This is a genomic window from Streptomyces sp. NPDC051909, from assembly GCF_040681095.1.
Taxonomy (GTDB): Bacteria; Actinomycetota; Actinomycetes; order Streptomycetales; family Streptomycetaceae; genus Streptomyces.
This window is the reverse complement of record NZ_JBFAYA010000028.1, coordinates 38017-54019: the sequence shown is the minus strand read 5'-3', so window position 1 is coordinate 54019 and position 16003 is coordinate 38017. Positions and strand designations below refer to the sequence as shown.

At 73.4% G+C, this 16003-nt stretch carries 20 protein-coding genes; 11 read left to right on the top strand and 9 right to left on the bottom strand.

Annotated elements, in window-relative coordinates; translation table 11 throughout:
- Positions 1-12: 12 nt before the first annotated feature.
- A complete protein-coding gene (locus AB0M18_RS31285; RefSeq protein WP_365763967.1) occupies positions 13-708 on the bottom strand; it encodes a histidine phosphatase family protein in 696 nt (231 codons plus the stop codon).
- Positions 705-2012 carry a glutamate-1-semialdehyde 2,1-aminomutase gene (gene hemL, locus AB0M18_RS31280; RefSeq protein ID WP_365763965.1) on the bottom strand — a complete coding sequence of 436 codons (1308 nt, stop codon included), beginning with the start codon at positions 2010-2012 and terminating at the stop codon, positions 705-707. Before hemL ends, AB0M18_RS31285 begins: the two co-directional genes overlap by 4 nt.
- A 625-nt stretch (positions 2013-2637) precedes the next feature.
- Between hemL and AB0M18_RS31275 the strand changes: the two genes are divergently transcribed.
- Positions 2638-3141, top strand: a complete 504-nt coding sequence (locus tag AB0M18_RS31275; RefSeq protein WP_365764007.1) for a hypothetical protein — start codon at positions 2638-2640, stop codon at positions 3139-3141.
- 35 nt (positions 3142-3176) lie between these two features.
- Here the strand turns inward: AB0M18_RS31275 and AB0M18_RS31270 are convergent, their stop codons facing one another.
- Positions 3177-3371: a hypothetical protein gene (locus AB0M18_RS31270; protein ID WP_365764005.1), complete on the bottom strand. Its 195-nt coding sequence runs from the start codon at positions 3369-3371 to the stop codon at positions 3177-3179.
- Positions 3372-3638: 267 nt separating this feature from the next.
- On the opposite strand from AB0M18_RS31270, the gene AB0M18_RS31265 reads away from it, so the two are divergent.
- Entirely contained in the window at positions 3639-4028 is a 390-nt protein-coding gene (locus AB0M18_RS31265; protein WP_365764003.1) for a MerR family transcriptional regulator, read from the top strand.
- A gap of 43 nt (positions 4029-4071) precedes the next feature.
- Here AB0M18_RS31265 and AB0M18_RS31260 read toward each other — a convergent pair whose 3' ends face one another.
- The gene (locus AB0M18_RS31260; RefSeq protein ID WP_365763963.1) at positions 4072-4917 is read right to left on the bottom strand and encodes an ABC transporter substrate-binding protein; all 846 of its coding nucleotides are present in this window, start codon (positions 4915-4917) and stop codon (positions 4072-4074) included.
- 205 nt (positions 4918-5122) lie between these two features.
- Between AB0M18_RS31260 and AB0M18_RS31255 the strand changes: the two genes are divergently transcribed.
- A complete protein-coding gene (locus tag AB0M18_RS31255) occupies positions 5123-5368 on the top strand; it encodes a hypothetical protein (RefSeq protein ID WP_365763961.1) in 246 nt (81 codons plus the stop codon).
- A gap of 43 nt (positions 5369-5411) precedes the next feature.
- Here the strand turns inward: AB0M18_RS31255 and AB0M18_RS31250 are convergent, their stop codons facing one another.
- Entirely contained in the window at positions 5412-6017 is a 606-nt protein-coding gene (locus tag AB0M18_RS31250) for a TIGR03086 family metal-binding protein (protein WP_365763959.1), read from the bottom strand.
- A gap of 80 nt (positions 6018-6097) precedes the next feature.
- On the opposite strand from AB0M18_RS31250, the gene AB0M18_RS31245 reads away from it, so the two are divergent.
- Entirely contained in the window at positions 6098-6961 is an 864-nt protein-coding gene (locus AB0M18_RS31245; protein WP_365763957.1) for a helix-turn-helix domain-containing protein, read from the top strand.
- A 14-nt stretch (positions 6962-6975) separates the two neighbouring features.
- Complete coding sequence (locus tag AB0M18_RS31240) at positions 6976-7542, top strand: GNAT family N-acetyltransferase (protein WP_365763955.1); 567 nt, start codon at positions 6976-6978, stop codon at positions 7540-7542.
- Here the strand turns inward: AB0M18_RS31240 and AB0M18_RS31235 are convergent.
- Positions 7526-7966 carry a GNAT family N-acetyltransferase gene (locus tag AB0M18_RS31235; protein WP_365763953.1) on the bottom strand — a complete coding sequence of 147 codons (441 nt, stop codon included), beginning with the start codon at positions 7964-7966 and terminating at the stop codon, positions 7526-7528. The genes AB0M18_RS31240 and AB0M18_RS31235 overlap by 17 nt on opposite strands.
- Positions 7967-8076: 110 nt before the next feature.
- Between AB0M18_RS31235 and AB0M18_RS31230 the strand changes: the two genes are divergently transcribed.
- On the top strand, positions 8077-8820 hold the full coding sequence (locus AB0M18_RS31230; protein WP_365763951.1) for a Mut7-C RNAse domain-containing protein: 744 nt from the start codon (positions 8077-8079) through the stop codon (positions 8818-8820).
- A gap of 25 nt (positions 8821-8845) precedes the next feature.
- Here the strand turns inward: AB0M18_RS31230 and AB0M18_RS31225 are convergent, their stop codons facing one another.
- Complete coding sequence (locus AB0M18_RS31225; protein ID WP_365763949.1) at positions 8846-9406, bottom strand: TetR family transcriptional regulator; 561 nt, start codon at positions 9404-9406, stop codon at positions 8846-8848.
- 188 nt (positions 9407-9594) lie between these two features.
- Here AB0M18_RS31225 and AB0M18_RS31220 point away from each other — a divergent pair, with 188 nt between their 5' ends.
- Positions 9595-11121, top strand: a complete 1527-nt coding sequence (locus AB0M18_RS31220) for an FAD-dependent oxidoreductase (RefSeq protein WP_365763947.1) — start codon at positions 9595-9597, stop codon at positions 11119-11121.
- A gap of 51 nt (positions 11122-11172) precedes the next feature.
- Here AB0M18_RS31220 and AB0M18_RS31215 read toward each other — a convergent pair whose 3' ends face one another.
- Positions 11173-11667 (bottom strand): hypothetical protein, encoded by a 495-nt coding sequence (locus AB0M18_RS31215; RefSeq protein ID WP_365763945.1) that lies wholly within the window; start codon positions 11665-11667, stop codon positions 11173-11175.
- Positions 11668-11761: 94 nt separating this feature from the next.
- Between AB0M18_RS31215 and AB0M18_RS31210 the strand changes: the two genes are divergently transcribed.
- The 3 genes from AB0M18_RS31210 to AB0M18_RS31200 all read left to right on the top strand — a co-directional run bounded on the left by AB0M18_RS31210 (position 11762) and on the right by AB0M18_RS31200 (position 13680).
- Complete coding sequence (locus AB0M18_RS31210) at positions 11762-12097, top strand: YnfA family protein (protein ID WP_365763943.1); 336 nt, start codon at positions 11762-11764, stop codon at positions 12095-12097.
- Between the two features lie 66 nt (positions 12098-12163).
- Positions 12164-12928 carry an SDR family NAD(P)-dependent oxidoreductase gene (locus tag AB0M18_RS31205; protein WP_365763941.1) on the top strand — a complete coding sequence of 255 codons (765 nt, stop codon included), beginning with the start codon at positions 12164-12166 and terminating at the stop codon, positions 12926-12928.
- An 80-nt stretch (positions 12929-13008) separates the two neighbouring features.
- Entirely contained in the window at positions 13009-13680 is a 672-nt protein-coding gene (locus tag AB0M18_RS31200; RefSeq protein WP_365763939.1) for a DUF2278 family protein, read from the top strand.
- A gap of 52 nt (positions 13681-13732) precedes the next feature.
- On the opposite strand, the gene AB0M18_RS31195 is transcribed toward AB0M18_RS31200, so the two are convergent.
- Positions 13733-14926, bottom strand: a complete 1194-nt coding sequence (locus AB0M18_RS31195; RefSeq protein ID WP_365763937.1) for an RtcB family protein — start codon at positions 14924-14926, stop codon at positions 13733-13735.
- A gap of 175 nt (positions 14927-15101) precedes the next feature.
- Here AB0M18_RS31195 and AB0M18_RS31190 point away from each other — a divergent pair, with 175 nt between their 5' ends.
- Entirely contained in the window at positions 15102-15992 is an 891-nt protein-coding gene (locus AB0M18_RS31190) for a DUF3558 domain-containing protein (protein WP_365763935.1), read from the top strand.
- Positions 15993-16003 lie beyond the last annotated feature (11 nt).

Here is a 16003-nt window from a genome sequence, read left to right as displayed (position 1 = left end):
AATGCCTTCGCGTCACGCGCCGAAGGCCTTCGCCTTGCCCGGCACCGGCTTCGCGCCCGCGCGCAGGTGCACGGGGACGAGGTCGAGGGCCGGCTCGCTGTACCCGACGGAGACGATCTTGTCGCCGCGGTACGTGAACGAGGTCAGCGAGGCCAGCGTGCACTGCCGGCGCCGCGGGTCGTGCCACAGCCGCCGCTTCTCCACGAAGCTGCGCACGATCCAGATCGGCAGCTGGTGGCTCACGCACACCGCCTCGTGGCCGCGCGCCGCGTCCTTCGCCGCGTCCAGGGCGCCCATCATCCGGACGACCTGCTCGACGTACGGCTCGCCCCAGGAGGGCTTGAAGGGGTTGGTGAGGTGCTTCCAGTTGGCCGGCTTCTTCAGCGCGCCGTCGCCGACGCCGAAGGTCTTGCCCTCGAAGACGTTCGCCGCCTCGATAAGGCGCTCGTCCGTGGCCAGGCTCAGACCGTGCGTCTTGGCGATCGGCGTCGCCGTCTCCTGCGCCCGCTCCAGCGGGGAGGCCACGACATGGGTGACGTCCCGGTCGGCGAGGTGCTCGGCGACCCGGTCGGCCATCTGCCGGCCGAGCTCGGACAGGTGGTAGCCGGCCCGGCGCCCGTAGAGCACGCCGTCCGGGTTGTGCACCTCGCCGTGCCGCATCAGGTGGACGACGGTGATGTCCTGCTCCCGCGTGTTCTGCTCGCTCATGCGGCGGCCTCCGCGGCGGCCCGGGCGGCGGCCGGCAGCGCGGCGGCGATCCGCTCGACCGCGCGCTCGTCGTGGGCGGTGGACACGAACCAGGACTCGAACGCCGACGGCGGCAGGTACACGCCGTCCGCGAGCATCGAGTGGAAGAAGGCGTTGAAGCGGAAGGCCTCCTGCTTCTTCGCGTCGTCGTAGTCGCGCACCTCACCGTCGGTGAAGAACACGGAGAACATGTTGGAGGCGGTCTGCAGCCGGTGCGCCACGCCCTCCTTGGCGAGCGCGCCGGTGACCAGGCCCTGGATCTCCTTCGAGACCGCGTCGACCTTCTCGTACGCGGCCGCGTCGAGCAGCTTCAGCTGCGCGAGACCGGCGGCGGTGGCGACCGGGTTACCGGACAGGGTGCCCGCCTGGTAGACCGGGCCGGCCGGGGCCAGGTGGCCCATGACGTCGGCGCGGCCGCCGAAGGCCGCGGCCGGGAAGCCGCCGCCCATGACCTTGCCGAAGGTCATCAGGTCGGGCTTCACCCCGTCCACGCCGTACCAGCCGGCCCGCGAGGTGCGGAAGCCGGTCATGACCTCGTCGGAGATGTACAGGGCGCCGTTCTTCGCGCAGGCGTCCTTCAGGCCCTGGTTGAAGCCGGGCAGCGGCGGGACCACGCCCATGTTGCCCGGGGAGGCCTCGGTGATCACACAGGCGATCTCGCCGGGGTGGCGGTGGAAGGCCTCGTGCACGGCCTCGATGTCGTTGTACGGCAGGACGATGGTGTCGCCGGCCTGCGCGCCGGTCACGCCGGGCGTGTCGGGCAGGCCGAAGGTGGCGACGCCGGAGCCGGCCGCGGCGAGCAGCGCGTCCACGTGCCCGTGGTAGCAGCCGGCGAACTTGACGACCTTGGCGCGCCCGGTGAAGCCGCGGGCCAGCCGGATCGCCGACATCGTCGCCTCGGTGCCGGAGGACACCAGGCGTACCTGCTCGACCGGCTCGATCCGCGCCACGATCTCCTCGGCGAGCGCGACCTCGCCCTCGCCCGGCGTGCCGAACGAGGTGCCGCGCGCCACGGCCGTCTGCACCGCCGCCGTCACCTCGGGGTGCGCGTGGCCGAGGATCATCGGTCCCCACGAGCAGACGAGGTCGACGTACTCACGCCCGTCCGCGTCGGTGAGGTACGGACCGGTACCGGACACCATGAACCGGGGCGTTCCCCCCACGGCCCGGAAGGCCCGCACCGGCGAATTCACGCCGCCGGGCGTCACAAGGGAGGCGCGGTCGAAAAGCGTCTGTGAGACTGGGGCTTCGTATGAGTACGGCACTGTGATCCTGACCTGATCCTGACCTGCGAGGACGACGTCGAGTACGTGGGGAAGGCGTGGGCACCCTGTGAATTACGCCGGGGCGTGTCTCCGTCGCGTCTGCGAAACTGGGGCGTCATAAGGATGGCTCACGGAATCCATGGTGTCAGAGGCCACGGCGATCTTGCGGACAGGTGTTTCACCGTACGACCGTGGGGGAGGTCACTGTCACGATGATCGGGCCGCGCGCGCAGACCGCGGACCGGAACAGCAGTCGGGTGGAGATATGCATCGCGGTGGCGGACCGGGCGAGGGGACGGACGACCTGGGTCCCGACCCTGTCCGGAGGGGGAGGCACCGGCGCCGGAGGACGGAAGAGCCGCGGGCCAACGAGCCGCGGACGGGTGCCGAGCCGCGGTCCGGTGCCGAGCCGAGGGCGGGTGCCGAGCCCCGGAAGGGCGCCGAGCCGAGGATGGGCGCCGAGCCCGCGCGCCCGGCGGACCCGGTCGACCCCCCGCAGGCGAGCCCGGCGCCGAGCCCCGAGCGGAGCCAGCCTGCCGCCGACGAGTCCCGGCTCGGGCGTGCCCGGGCCCGCCGCGCCGCCCGCGCCCGCGAGGCCGGTCCCGTCGAGGGCTCGGTGACGCCGGTGGGCGGGGACGCGAGCGGAAGCGGTCACGGACACGGGGGCGGTCACGGGAACGGGGGCGGGCGCTTGGGCGTCACGTACAAGTACTTCGGCGCCCCCGACGGCGCGACGGCGGCCCGCGTCCCGATCTCGATGCGCCCCGAGGAGCTGGGCGGCGACGAGCTCGGCATGGGCGGCATGTTCACCAAGATCAAGCCGGAGACCATAGCCGCGATGGTCCTCACCGGCATCCAGGGCATGCCCCTGCACAAGGTCCCGCCGCTGGAGCTCGTCGTGCTCCACCCCGACTACGCGGTCGTCAAGCTCCCGATGACCGTCGTCGACCCCCTCCGCGGCATCGGCGAGGAATCCGTCGGTGCCGCCGCCTTCATCTGGTCCACGGTCCCCGACCGCGGCGGCCCGCAGGACGCCTTCAACGTCTACCAGCTGCTCCACGAGTGGCAGGACTTCAGCCACCGCCTCCACGAGGCGGGGCACCAGCCCTACTGCCTGGTGTGGCCTTGACATCCTCCGTCCCGTACACGGGGCGGATTCCCTTCTCAGGCCGCGTGCGGCCTGGTGGGTGGTTGACGCTTCGCAGACCGGGTGTCCCCGAGGTCTCCACGTCCTGACACCGCCTGCCCGGCGGCGTGATCGATGTTGCGCCCTGCGTTGGTGTCCGCGTTGGCCTCGAACCCGCACCCGGGGTTCTTGCGCACGAAGCGGGCCTGGCTCTCCCGGCTGCCCGGCGTGATGCAGCCGCAGGCCCAGCAGCGGCGGGAGGTGTTCGGGGCGGGGACCCCCTGACCACGACGCCACCACGTTCGGCGGCCTTGTACTCGACCCCGCTCCACGCCACCCAACGAACGTCCTACCAGCAGGCGTTTCGCCACGCTTCCAGCCCTCATAAGTGCTGAAGTTAGGACGAATCGGATGTAATGTGCGGAAGCCGCGCCCGCCCGCGCCCCGGACGAGGGGCCCCCGAGGAAGGACCCGACGTGCTCAGCAGCCCCGTGCGCCCCATGAAGATCGGCGAGGTCGCGGCCCGGACGGAACTGTCCCTGCGCACCATCCGCCAGTACGAGGACAGCGGCCTGGTCGTGCCGTCCGCGTCCTCCGAGGGCGGCTTCCCGCTCTACACCGACGCCGACGTCGCCCGTCTGATGGTGATCCGCCGCATGAAGCCGCTCGGCTTCACCCTCGACGAGACCCGCGAACTCCTCGACGCCGTCGACCGCCTCGCCGCCGACACCCCCGACACCCCGTACGAACTCGAGCCCACCGTCCGCGCCGCCCTCGTCGCCCGCGTCCGCGGCTACGAACACGCGGCGACGGAGCGGGTCGCGGAACTCCGCGCCCAGCTGGCCCGCGCGGAGGAGTTCGCGGGGTCGCTGCGGGCGCGGGTGCCGTAGGAGGCGAGGGCGGGGCCCGGCTACCGCGGCCCCCGGGCGGGTGTCAGGCCGCCGGGTCCTCCAGGGCCGCCGTGAGGTCCTGGAAGAAGCGGGCGACGGCCGGCGGGCTCGGTGGGGTCTCCGGGTTCCAGGGGGTGAGGCGGGCGCCCGGGGGGACGGTGTGCGGGGGGACCGCGTTCGCGCGGCTGTCGAAGAGGACCAGGTCAGGGGCGAGCCCGACCGCGTACTCCCAGTCGGTGGTCAGCCAGTTCGCGCCCGGGCCCGGGCCGGGGTCGAGCAGCCGGACGCCCAGCTCGGCGAGGCGCGCCAGCTCCGGCCAGGCCTGGGGCCGGGCCAGATGCACCTGCTCGGGGCCCGCGCCCGACAGGGCTAGGACCCGCAGTCCGCCGCGCCCGGCGGCGGCCCGCAGCGCGGCCTCCGCGTCGGCCACCCGCCCGGTGGCGGCGTCCGCCGCGCCCAGCGACCCGGCCAGCTCCCCGAAGCGCGCCACGATCGCGGGGAGCGTCAGCTCGTTGCCGACGGACAGCGCGACCAGCGGCGCCGCCAGGCCTTCCGCGAGCGCCTCGTCGAGCGCGTACGGGCTCTTGCCGTCGTACGTCACGTCCACGACCAGGTCGACCTCGCCGGCCTCCGCCACGCGCGCGTGGGTCAGCGTCCGCCCCGGCCCCAGGTACGGCACCCCGGCCGCCGCGAGCGCGCCCGCCTTCACCGGGTCGAGCAGCTCCCCGTCGTGCCCGGAGCCGTAGACCGCCACCGGCCGCACGCCCAGGTCGAGCAGGGCGGCCCCGGCCCGTACGTACGCGAGGACCCGCTCCGGGCGGCGCGCGGCCGTCAGGCCCGTACCGCGGTCGTCCGTGAAAGCCCATGCACCCGTGCTCGTGTCCGACATGCGGCTGCTCCCTCCCCGGCCGGAAATCTCCGTCCCCGCCACCTTGGGGCGGTTCCGGAACCCGCACAAGAGGGCCCGGGAAGGGCCGGAGCGCGGCCGGCGGGCGGGACTTCGGTCCCGGAACCCCCTGCCGAAAGACCCCCAGGATGGTGTTGACTGAACGGGTCGGGAGGAATCAGCAGCAATCGTGCCTTCGGAGCCAGTCATGACCTTGCCCGGCCAGTTCTCGGACCCCCGCGTGCTCACCCTCTTCGGCGTGCTCGCCGTCTCGGCGGCCGTGTGGGTCGCCCTCGGTCTGCGCGCCCGCACCCAGCGCCGCGGGCGCCTGCTCGCCCCGCTGGACCGCGTGTGGCACCCGCAGGAGACGATCCCGCTCACGCCGGCCGAGGAACGGGCCTTCGGGCAGGTCGTCGCGCGCCTGTCGGTCGGCGCGGCGGGCCGGATCCACTAGGCGCCCCCTCCACGAGCCACGAGCTCCCGCTACGAGCTACGCGCTACGAGACGCGCGGGTCGCGCCCCGTCAGCGCGAGCAGCCGCTCGAAGGGCGTCGGGGCGGTGGGCGAGGAGCCGTCCTCCGGAAGCCGGACCTCCGGGCCGAAGACCCCCATCTTCCGGGCCGTCGGCGCCATCCGCGCCACCTCCCCCGCCAGCTCGGCGACGACCCTCGTATCCGGCTCGAAGGGCCGGCCGGTGGCCCGGGCCAGGTCCCAGATGTGCACGGTCAGATCGAGCAGCACCATCGTGCCGACCGTCCGCGCGGGCAGGTCCATGGCCCCGGTCGTGCCCTCCTCCGCGCCGGGCGCGGCCCACGCGGCGACCAGCTTCCCGGTCTCCGTCCCGAAGCGCGCCCGCCAGTCCGGCTCGGCGAGCCGCTGCGGGTCGGGGCCGGCGAAGTCGGAGGGCTGTTTGGCGGCGAGCAGGGTGAAGTTCTCGACCACCCGGAAGAGGTGGTCGAGCAGCCCGCGCACGTCGTACTCGGCACAGGGCGTGGGCGCGTCCAGCACCTCGTCCGCGGTGCCGCGCACCATGGGCACGGCGTGGGCCGCGGCGATCCCGAGCAGGTCGGCGACGGGGGTACGGGTGGCGGCTTCGTACGTCATGGGACCGACGCTAGGCGGCGGCGCCCGGCTCTTCTTGAAGAAACGCGCCAGGCCGGAACCCGGCGCCTAGCATGCGAAGCATGACGACCGCCGCCTCCGGGCCAGAACACGGGCAGGGGCCCCGGCGTGACACCCGGGGGATCGTCGACGCGGCCGAGCTGCTGGCCAGGGTCCGCTTCCGGCGGCACGTGCCGGCGCCCGAGCTCCGCCCGTATCTGGAGCACTACTGGCTGATCGACTGGGACCTCACGGAGCCGTACGTCTCGCACGTCGTCCCGCACCCCTCCGTGAACGTGGTCTTCGAGCGCGACGCCCGGCCGGGAGGCCCGGCGGACTCGGCCGTGGTCTCGGGCATCGGCCTGGAGCTGTTCACGAAGGAGCTGACCGGCACCGGCCGGGTCTGCGGCGTGCAGTTCCGGCCCGGCGGCTTCCGCCCGTTCGCGCCGGGGTGGCCGGTGTCGCACTGGACCGGCCGGATCGTGCCGCTGGCGGAGGCGTTCCCGGGGCAGGAGGAAGAGCCCGCCCGCGTGCTGTCCCCCGCCGAGGACCACGCGCGCGTGGCGGCGCTCGACGCGTTCCTGCTGGCGCACGGGCCGGTCCCCGACCCGGCGGCCGAGGAGGCGATGGCCCTGGTGGACCTCGTCCGCACCGACCGGGGCATGCGCCGGGTGTCCGCCCTCGCCCGGGCCGCCGGGCTCTCGCCGCGCTCGCTCCAGCGCCTGTTCGCCTCGCACGTGGGCGTCGGCCCGAAGTGGGTCATCCTCCGCTACCGCATCCACGAGGCCCTGGAACGCGCCGAGTCCGGCGCCCCCGCCGAGACCCCGGACTGGGCCGGGCTCGCCGCCGACCTCGGCTACAGCGACCAGGCCCATCTCGTACGGGACTTCACGGCCACGGTCGGGGTGCCGCCGACCGCGTACGCACGGGCGTTGTCAGCGGCCTGACCTAGGGTGCGGTCATGGAGAGCGGAGAGCGCGGAGAGCGCGGAGAGCGCGCAGGGGTCCGGCTCGTCCCCTGGTCGGACGAGGACAGCGGGCTGCTCCGGGCGGTGAACGCGCCGGAGCTGATGGAGCATCTGGGCGGCCCGGAGAGCGAGGAGAAGCTCGTCACCCGCCAGCGGCGGTACGTGGAACTGAGCGCCGCCGCCGACCGGCCCGGGTGCATGTTCCGGATCGAGGTGCTCCCGGAGGGGCGGCCGGCCGGTTCGATCGGCTTCTGGGAGTCGTCCTGGGAGGGCGAGCCCGTGTACGAGACGGGCTGGACCGTCCTGCCGGGCTTCCAGGGCCGGGGCGTGGCCACCGCCGCGACGCGCGCGGTGATCGCGCGGGCGCGGGCGGAGGGCCGGTTCCGGTCGCTGTTCGCCTTCCCGTCGACCGACAACGCGCCCTCGAACGCGGTGTGTCGCAAGGCGGGCTTCACCCTGCTCGGGGAGCGGGGCTACGAGTACCCGCCGGGCCGCCCGATGCGGTGCAACGCCTGGCGGCTCGACCTCACCCCGATCCAGGGCCCTACGGCAGGGGCTTGAGCTCCCGGGCGAAGTTGAAGGCGACGATGTCGAGGCGTTCGCGCAGGTAGAAGCGGTGGGCTGCGGTGCGGTGGGTGCCGGAGTCCAGGTTGAGCTCGTAGCAGCCGGCCGCGCGGGCGTGGCCCTCCAGGTGGGCGAGCATCGCGTGCCCGACGCCGCCGGAGCGCGCGTTCTCGCTGGTCACGAGGTCGTCGACGTACAGCTTCCGGACCGAGCCGGTGTTGATGACGATCCGCCAGCCGGCGGCTCCGACGCACGCGCCGTCGTCCGCGTAGGCGGCGCTGAAGCGCAGGCCCTGGGCGTGGCCGGCGGTGTGGATGTCGCGGAACAGCTCAGGGGTGAGGTGCGGGCGCAGCTCGCGGAGCACGGGCAGCAGCTCGCTCTCCAGACGCGGGTCGCCGGGCTCCAGGTCGATGATCTTCATGCCCGGACCGTACCCCGGACGGTGCCGCGGGGCGGGGCGTTGCCGGATCGGGTGTGCGTACGCATGGAATTGCCTGGCAGGGCGGGTGCGGGCGGTGACATTCTGGCTGCGTGAACGGACCGGAGATCCACATCGCCTTCGCCCCCGACCTGCGCCTCTTCGTCGCGGCCGAGCGCCGCGCGGGACGGACCGCCGTGACCACGGACGGCGCCTCGTCCCTGGGGCACGTCGTGGAGTCGCTGGGCGTTCCGCTGACCGAGGCGGGGCGGCTCCTCGTGGACGGGCGTCCGGTGGATCCGTCGCATGTGCCTGCGGCCGGCGAGACGATCGAGGTGGAGGGGGTCGAGCGGCCCCAGCAGGTGCCGGGCGCGCCGCTCCGCTTCCTGCTCGACGTGCACCTGGGGACGCTGGCCCGCCGGCTGCGGCTGCTCGGCGTCGACGCGGCGTACGAGAGCGAGGACATCGGCGACCCGGCGCTTGCCGCGCTGTCCGCGAAGGAGCGGCGGGTGATGCTGTCCCGGGACCGCGGGCTGCTGCGCCGCCGCGAGCTGTGGGCGGGCGCCTATGTCTACAGCGACCGGCCGGACGACCAGCTGCGGGACGTCCTGGAGCGCTTCGCGCCGCCGCTCGCGCCGTGGACCCGCTGCACGGCGTGCAACGGGCCGCTGACGGACACCGACAAGGACGCGGTGCGCGAGCGCCTGGAGCAGGGCACGGAGAAGACGTACGACGTGTTCGCGCAGTGCACCGAGTGCGGGCGGGTGTACTGGCGGGGCGCCCATCACGCGCGCCTGGAGGCGATCGTGACGGACGCGGTCCGCGAGTTCGGCGGCGCGTCGGCGGCGCGGCACTGATCCGTACCGGCGGCCGCTCGATGTCCTACGGGGTCTCGGCCGTCAGATAGCGCTGGATCGTGGGGCCGAGCCAGGCGACCACGTCCTCGCGGGGCATCTCCACGGCCGGCGGCACCCGCAGCACATAGCGGGCGAGCGCCATGCCGAGGATCTGTGCGGCGACGAGCGCGGCGCGGCGCGGGGCGTCGGCGGGGTCGGGGCAGACGCCGAGCGCGACCGGGCCCAGCTGTTCGGCGAAGATCGCCCGCATCCGCTCGGCCGCGGCGTCGTTGGTCACGCCGACCCGCAGCAGCCCGGTCAGCACGTCGTCGCGCTCCCAGCGGTCGAGGAAGTGCGTGACCAGGGCGGCGCCGACGTGCCGCGCGGGCAGCGAGCCGAGCTCGGGGAGCTCCAGCTCGATGGTGGAGGCGGCGGCGAACAGCCCCTCCTTGTTGCCGTAGTAGCGCATGACCATCGACGGGTCGATCCCGGCGTCCCGGGCGATGGCGCGGATGGTCGCGCGCTCGTAGCCGTCGGCGGCGAAGCGCTCGCGGGCGGCGTCGAGGATCGCGGCGCGGGTGGCGTCGGAGCGTCGTGCGGTCGTCATGCCAACAAGTGTAGGCCAACAGGCGTTGACAGCGCGAGAGCGGTGGGTCTACATTTGCCTACAAGCGTTGACCCACAGACGTTGGCACACAAGCGTTGGCAACAACGTTGGCACACAGCCGGTCACGGAGACCGGACACGGCACGGACACGGACACCGGACGACCGCAGGCACCCCCTGGAGGCAGCGATGAGCACCACGGGCACCACGCACGGCACGGACACGGACCACGACGCCACCCCCGCTCCCGCCCCCACCCCTACCCACGACACCGACGTGCTCGTCGTCGGCGCCGGCCCGACCGGACTGCTCCTCGCCGGAGACCTGGCCGCCGCCGGACTGAAGGTCACGGTCGTCGAGCGGCGCCCCGCCGGCCGCTCCAACCTCACCCGCGCCTTCGCCGTCCACGCCCGCACCCTGGAGCAGCTCGACGCCCGCGGCCTCGCCGACGAACTGATCACCACCGGCACGACGATCAGCGCCCTGCGTCTCTTCGGACAGCTCTCCCTCGACCTCGCCCGACTCCGCACCACCCGCTTCCCCTTCCTGCTCATCACCCCGCAGTACGAGGTCGAGCACCTCCTCGAACGGCGCGCGGTCTCCGCGGGCGTCGAGTTCCGCTACGGGACGGAGCTGCGCGCCCTGCGCCAGGACGCCGACACCGTCACCGCCGAGCTCACCGGCCACGACGGGGCCGACGGGACCGACAAGGGGGACACCGGCGACGACGGCGCCGAAGGACCGGTCACCGTCCGGGCGCGCTACCTCGTGGGCACCGACGGCGTGCGCAGCGCGGTCCGCTCCGCGCTCGGGCTGCCGTTCCCCGGCGCCTCGGTGATCCGCTCGATCGTCCTCGCGGACGTGCGCCTCGACGAGGAGCCCGACAAGCTGCTCACCGTGGCCGCCTCGCCCTCCGGGGACGCCTTCGCCTTCCTCGCCCCGTTCGGCGACGGCTGGTACCGGGTGATGGGCTGGGACCGGCGCCGCCAGGTCGACGACGACGAGCCGGTGGAGCTCGACGAGCTCCGGACCATCGCCCGCCGGGCCCTGGGCCGCGACTACGGCATGCGCGACGCACGCTGGATCTCCCGCTTCCACAGCGACGAGCGCCAGGCACCCGCCTACCGCGCCGGCCGGGTCTTCCTCGCCGGCGACGCCGCCCACGTCCACTCCCCCGCCGGCGGCCAGGGCATGAACACCGGCCTCCAGGACGCCGCCAACCTCTCCTGGCGCCTGGCCGCCGTGCTGCGCGGCACCGCCCGCGACCCCGAGGCCGTCCTCGACGGCTACCAGACCGAGCGGCACCCGATCGGCACCCGCGTGCTGCGCACCAGCGGCGCCATCGTCCGCCTCGCGATGGCCCACACCCCGCTCCAGCGGGCCCTCCGCGACCTCGCCACCCAGGTGATCGCCCACGTCCGCCCGGTCGCCGACCGCGCGATCGGCCAGATCAGCGGCATCGGCATCGACTACGGCTCCGGGACCCGCCGGGTCCCCGACCTGAAGCTGCGCGAGGGCCGCCTCCACGAACTCCTCCGGGCCGGCCAGTTCGTCCTGGTCACCCCCCAGGGCGCCGAGGACCCCGATGGAGCCGCCCCGGCCCTCCCCGGCACGGCACCCGTCACCGCCGACGGCCTGGTCCGCGCCACCTGGGCGAACCCGGCCCGCCGCGACACCCTCCTGGTCCGCCCCGACGGCTACACCGCCGCGCTGTAAGGAGCGGCGGCAATGCGGACGACGGGGCAGGGCAAGGGCAAGGGCAAGGGGTCAGAAGACGTACGGGTCGCCCGTGGCCAGGACCAGGACGTGGTGGCGGTCGTTGCGCGGGTTGCCGTCGGCGGCACCGTCGCGCCAGACCGTGCGGATGTCCACGGTCAGCTCCTCCGGGCGGCCCGCCGTCCGCAGGCCGAGCGCGAGCTCGTCGGCCGCGCCGGCCGCCCGCAGCTCCCCCGTACGGCAGGAGATCACCCGGTCACTGCTCCACAGACAGGCCGGCGGCAGCTCCTGGTCGCCCGCCATGGGCGCGGAGAAGGCGAGCCGGACGGTCGCCTGACGGATGTCCGAGGGGCCGTGGTTCTCACTGACCAGCCAGACGCCCAGCCGCCCGTCCCACAGGGAGACATGGCCGTGGTGGGAGAGGTCCGCCTCGGACCCGGCCTCCGTCCTCGCACCGGCCGCGGCCGCCTGGGCCGCGGTTCCGGTGCCGGCCACCAGGGCAGCCGTCAGGGTCACGCCGAGCAGCACCTTGCGCATCGCACTCATGCCCCGAAGATACCGATTGATCCGCATATATTCTGACTACCCGTCAGTACCGGCAGGCCGCGTGTCCCGCCCCGCCCCATGACACCCTGCCCCCATGCTGATCGCCCGCTCCGCCGCCCTGTTCGCCGTCGCCGCCCTCTTCGAGATCGGCGGCGCCTGGCTCGTCTGGCAGGGCGTCCGCGAACACCGCGGCTGGATCTGGATCGGCACCGGCGTCATCGCCCTCGGGCTCTACGGCTTCGTCGCCACCCTCCAGCCCGACGCCGAGTTCGGCCGCATCCTCGCCGCCTACGGAGGCGTGTTCGTCGCCGGCTCACTCGCCTGGGGCATGGTCGCGGACGGCTATCGGCCCGACCGCTGGGACGTCACCGGAGCGCTGATCTGCCTCGCCGGCATGGCCGTGATCATGTGGGCCCCGCGCGGCCGCTGACCCGCCCCCGCCTATCCTGACCACGCCAACCCCAGGCCCACCGACCACCCGCGCGAGGAGCCCGTCATGACCGCCCCCGGCAAGCCCATCGCCGTCGTCACCGGAGCGAGCAGCGGCATCGGCGCGGCCACCGCCCGGCAGCTCGCCGCCGCCGGCTACCGCGTCGTCCTCACCGCCCGCCGCAAGGACCGCATCGAAGCCCTCGCCGCCGAACTCAACGAGGCCGGCCACCAGGCCACCGCCTACGCCCTCGACGTCACCGACCGCGCCGCCGTCGACGAGTTCGCCACCGCCTTCCGCACCCTTGCCGTCCTCGTCAACAACGCCGGCGGCGCCCTCGGCGCCGACCCCGTCGCCACCGGCGACCCCGACGACTGGCGCCGCATGTACGAGGTCAACGTCATCGGCACCCTCAACCTCACCCAGGCCCTGCTCCCCGCCCTCACCGCGAGCGGCGACGGCACCGTCGTCGTCGTCTCCTCCACCGCCGGCCACGCCACCTACGAGGGCGGCGCGGGCTACGTCGCCGCCAAGAACGGCGCCCGCGTCCTCGCCGAGACCCTCCGCCTGGAAATCGTCGGCACCCCCGTCCGCGTCATCGAGGTCGCCCCCGGCATGGTCCGCACCGAGGAGTTCGCCACCACCCGCTTCCGCGGCGACACCGAGAAGGCCGCCAAGGTCTACGCCGGCGTCGCGGAACCGCTCACCGCGGACGACGTCGCCGACACCATCACCTGGGCCTGCACCCGCCCCCCGCACGTGAACATCGACCTCCTGGTCGTCCGCCCCCGCGCCCAGGCCTCCAACACCAAGGTCCACCGCGAGCTCTGACCCACCCCGAAGCGCACCCCCGAAGCGCACCCCCGGAGCGCCGCCGAGCCCCACGGCGCTCCGGCTGCTTCACTGACGCCATGCCCTTCGAACGCTACGGCGTGCTCTCGGGAACCGTGTACCGCCACTACCGCGACCAGCCCGACGACCAGGGCCGCTGGTTCCACGTCCACGTGGAGGTGGACGCCCCCGACGGGCGCTACCAGTGCGCGATCGACGTCGACAGCCACCAGTCAAACGTCGGCGTCGAGTGGAAGACCCTCACCCTGGACGCCCACACCCTCGGCCAGGCCGCCGCCCTCAGCCCCGGCTACCACGACCTCGACCCCAACCCGGACTCCGGCGCCCTCGACTACCTCCGCCACCCGCCCCTGGTCGACCACTCCGGCGTCCTCTTCCAACGCCGCCCGCCCACCTGGCTCCGGGAACTCCTCGACCTCCTCGGCTCCCACCCCTGGCAGGCCGGCTCCAACCTCGACGCCGCCACCGCCCTCGAACCCCTCCTCGCCCCCGGCCGCCCCATCCTCGTCTTCGGCGAACCCTTCGACGACGACCCCCCGGGCGACCTCGGCATGCACAACATCCACCAGAACCAGGGCGACCCCGCCGGCTCCCAGTGGTGGCCCGAAAACGGCATCTGGCAGGACGGCGCCACCGCCACCCAGCGCCCCGACGGCCGCTACGACGTCTTCCTGAACAAGTTCTCCAGCCAGGCGGACCGCACGAACATCCTCGGCCACCCCGCGAGCTGACCGGTCCGGACAGGGCCGACCACGGTGGCCGCCTCCGGAGCGGGCGGCCCCCTCAGCCCTTCACACAGATGACCTGCTTCAGCTTCGCGACGACCTCGACCAGGTCGTGCTGCTGCTCCATGACCTGCTCGATCGGCTTGTACGCGCCGGGGATCTCGTCCACGACGCCCGAGTCCTTCCGGCACTCCACGCCCCGGGTCTGCTCCTCCAGGTCCCGGGTCGTGAAACGCCGCTTCGCCGCACTGCGGCTCATCCGGCGGCCCGCGCCGTGCGAGGCCGAGTTGAAGGAGGCCTCGTTGCCGAGTCCCTTCACGATGTACGAGCCGGTGCCCATGGAGCCCGGGATGATGCCGAACTCGCCCGAGCCGGCCCGGATCGCGCCCTTGCGGGTGACCAACAGGTCCATCCCCTCGTACCGCTCCTCCGCCACGTAGTTGTGGTGGCAGGAGATGACCTGCTCGAAGGTGACCTTCGCCTTGCGGAACTCCCGGCGGACGACCTCCTGGAACAGCGCCATCATGATCGCGCGGTTGTACTTGGCGTACTCCTGCGCCCAGAAGAGGTCGTGCCGGTAGGCCGCCATCTGCGGGGTGTCCGCAACGAAGACCGCCAGGTCACGGTCGACGAGGCCCTGGTTGTGCGGAAGCTTCTGCGCCACGCCGATGTGGTACTCGGCGAGCTCCTTGCCGATGTTGCGGGAGCCGGAGTGCAGCATCAGCCAGACGGCACCCGACTCGTCGAGACAGAACTCGACGAAATGGTTTCCGGATCCGAGCGTTCCGATCTGCATTTCGGCCCGTTCGCGACGGAATTTGACCGGATCGGCCACCCCGTCGAACCGCGACCAGAAGTCCCCCCACCCCGCCGTCGGGAACTGGAACAGCCGCGACGGGTCCACAGCGGTGCGGTGCATCCCCCGTCCCACCGGGATCGCCTGCTCGATCTTGGAGCGGAGGCGCGAGAGGTCACCCGGGAGGTCGTTCGCGGTGAGGGAGGTCTTGACGGCCGACATGCCGCAGCCGATGTCCACGCCCACCGCCGCCGGGCACACCGCGTCGCGCATCGCGATCACGGAGCCGACCGTCGCGCCCTTGCCGTAGTGCACGTCGGGCATCACGGCCAGGCCCTTGATCCAGGGGAGCGTCGCGACGTTCTGGAGCTGGCGCATCGCGCCGTCCTCGACGGAGCCCGGATCGGTCCACATGCGGATGGGCACCTTCGCGCCCGGCACCTCTACGTACGACATACTTCCTCGATTCCCCCGAAAAGTCTGATAACGCAAAAACCGGAATCAAAGCCCGTACAGGTGACTGCGGACCGGCATCGACGGCTGTGCTTGCGATACACATTGTGTTCATCGCGCCGGGCGGCGCGGCAATCGGTTTTCGGGGGACGTCTCCCGGAGAGGGGAGCCTGGGATCGTGCAGCGCAAGGCGTACGGGTCCGTGGTGGTCTCCGCGGTCGCCCTGGCCCTGGGGGTCGGGCTGGCCGGCTGCTCGTCCGGCACGACCGCGAGCACGGAGGCGGTGGACTCCAAGGCGGGTCCCGCCACCACCACGGCGGCGCCGGGCCGGTATCGGACGCTGTTCGAGCCGTGTGGCGCCGTGCCGCAGGCGACTTTGAAGGACCTGTTGCCGGGGGCTGCCGCGTTGCCGGACGCCGACCGTGAGCAGACCTATCGCGGGTCCGCGTCCGCCACCTTCGACACGGACCGGCGGGTGGGGTGCAGCTGGAAGGCGGATGCGCCCGACGCGACGCATCGGTTGACCCTGGACATCGAGCGGGTGGTGTCGTACGACCCGGCCATCAGCGATGCCGACCGTGCGCAGGAGGTGTTCGGGGGCAAGCAGGCGGCCGCGGGGATCGCCCCGCCGCCGTCCGCGCCGCCGTCCGCGCCGCCGTCGCCGAGCGGTGCGCCGACCGCCTCGGGCGGCGGTCCGGCGGCGCCCTCCGGCGGGGCCACGTCCGCGCTCGCCGGTCACCAGCCGCAGGGGCCGAAGGCGCCGAAGACGCCTCCGTCGTCCCAGGCGCCGCACGCGACGGCTACGCCTCCCGCCTCGCCCACGACCGGTCTGGAGCCCCGCACGCTCGACGGTCTCGGGGAGGTCGCGTTCGTCGACGACACTCTCGCCGCCCCCGGCGCGTCCGGTGCCAAGCGGCTCGTCAGCGTGGTGTTCCGCACATCGAACGTCATCGTGACGGTGTCGTACGAGGAGCAGACGACCAGCTCTGCCGAGGTGCCGGACAGCAGGGAGCTGCAGGAAAAGGCCCGGAATCTGGCCCGGCTGCTTGCCGAGCGCCTGGAGGAGTAGCCGTCCGGACC

Bases quoted from the DNA above. Each gene is read 5' to 3' on its own strand.
- AB0M18_RS31285 (WP_365763967.1), bottom strand. From the start codon at position 708: ATGAGCGAGCAGAACACGCGGGAGCAGGACATCACCGTCGTCCACCTG.
- AB0M18_RS31265 (WP_365764003.1), top strand. From the start codon at position 3,639: ATGAAGATCGGCGAGGTCGCGGCCCGGACGGAACTGTCCCTGCGCACC.
- AB0M18_RS31260 (WP_365763963.1), bottom strand. From the start codon at position 4,917: ATGTCGGACACGAGCACGGGTGCATGGGCTTTCACGGACGACCGCGGT.
- AB0M18_RS31255 (WP_365763961.1), top strand. From the start codon at position 5,123: ATGACCTTGCCCGGCCAGTTCTCGGACCCCCGCGTGCTCACCCTCTTC.
- AB0M18_RS31250 (WP_365763959.1), bottom strand. From the start codon at position 6,017: ATGACGTACGAAGCCGCCACCCGTACCCCCGTCGCCGACCTGCTCGGG.
- AB0M18_RS31245 (WP_365763957.1), top strand. From the start codon at position 6,098: ATGACGACCGCCGCCTCCGGGCCAGAACACGGGCAGGGGCCCCGGCGT.
- AB0M18_RS31240 (WP_365763955.1), top strand. From the start codon at position 6,976: ATGGAGAGCGGAGAGCGCGGAGAGCGCGGAGAGCGCGCAGGGGTCCGG.
- AB0M18_RS31235 (WP_365763953.1), bottom strand. From the start codon at position 7,966: ATGAAGATCATCGACCTGGAGCCCGGCGACCCGCGTCTGGAGAGCGAG.
- AB0M18_RS31225 (WP_365763949.1), bottom strand. From the start codon at position 9,406: ATGACGACCGCACGACGCTCCGACGCCACCCGCGCCGCGATCCTCGAC.
- AB0M18_RS31220 (WP_365763947.1), top strand. From the start codon at position 9,595: ATGAGCACCACGGGCACCACGCACGGCACGGACACGGACCACGACGCC.
- AB0M18_RS31215 (WP_365763945.1), bottom strand. From the start codon at position 11,667: ATGAGTGCGATGCGCAAGGTGCTGCTCGGCGTGACCCTGACGGCTGCC.
- AB0M18_RS31210 (WP_365763943.1), top strand. From the start codon at position 11,762: ATGCTGATCGCCCGCTCCGCCGCCCTGTTCGCCGTCGCCGCCCTCTTC.
- AB0M18_RS31205 (WP_365763941.1), top strand. From the start codon at position 12,164: ATGACCGCCCCCGGCAAGCCCATCGCCGTCGTCACCGGAGCGAGCAGC.
- AB0M18_RS31200 (WP_365763939.1), top strand. From the start codon at position 13,009: ATGCCCTTCGAACGCTACGGCGTGCTCTCGGGAACCGTGTACCGCCAC.
- AB0M18_RS31195 (WP_365763937.1), bottom strand. From the start codon at position 14,926: ATGTCGTACGTAGAGGTGCCGGGCGCGAAGGTGCCCATCCGCATGTGG.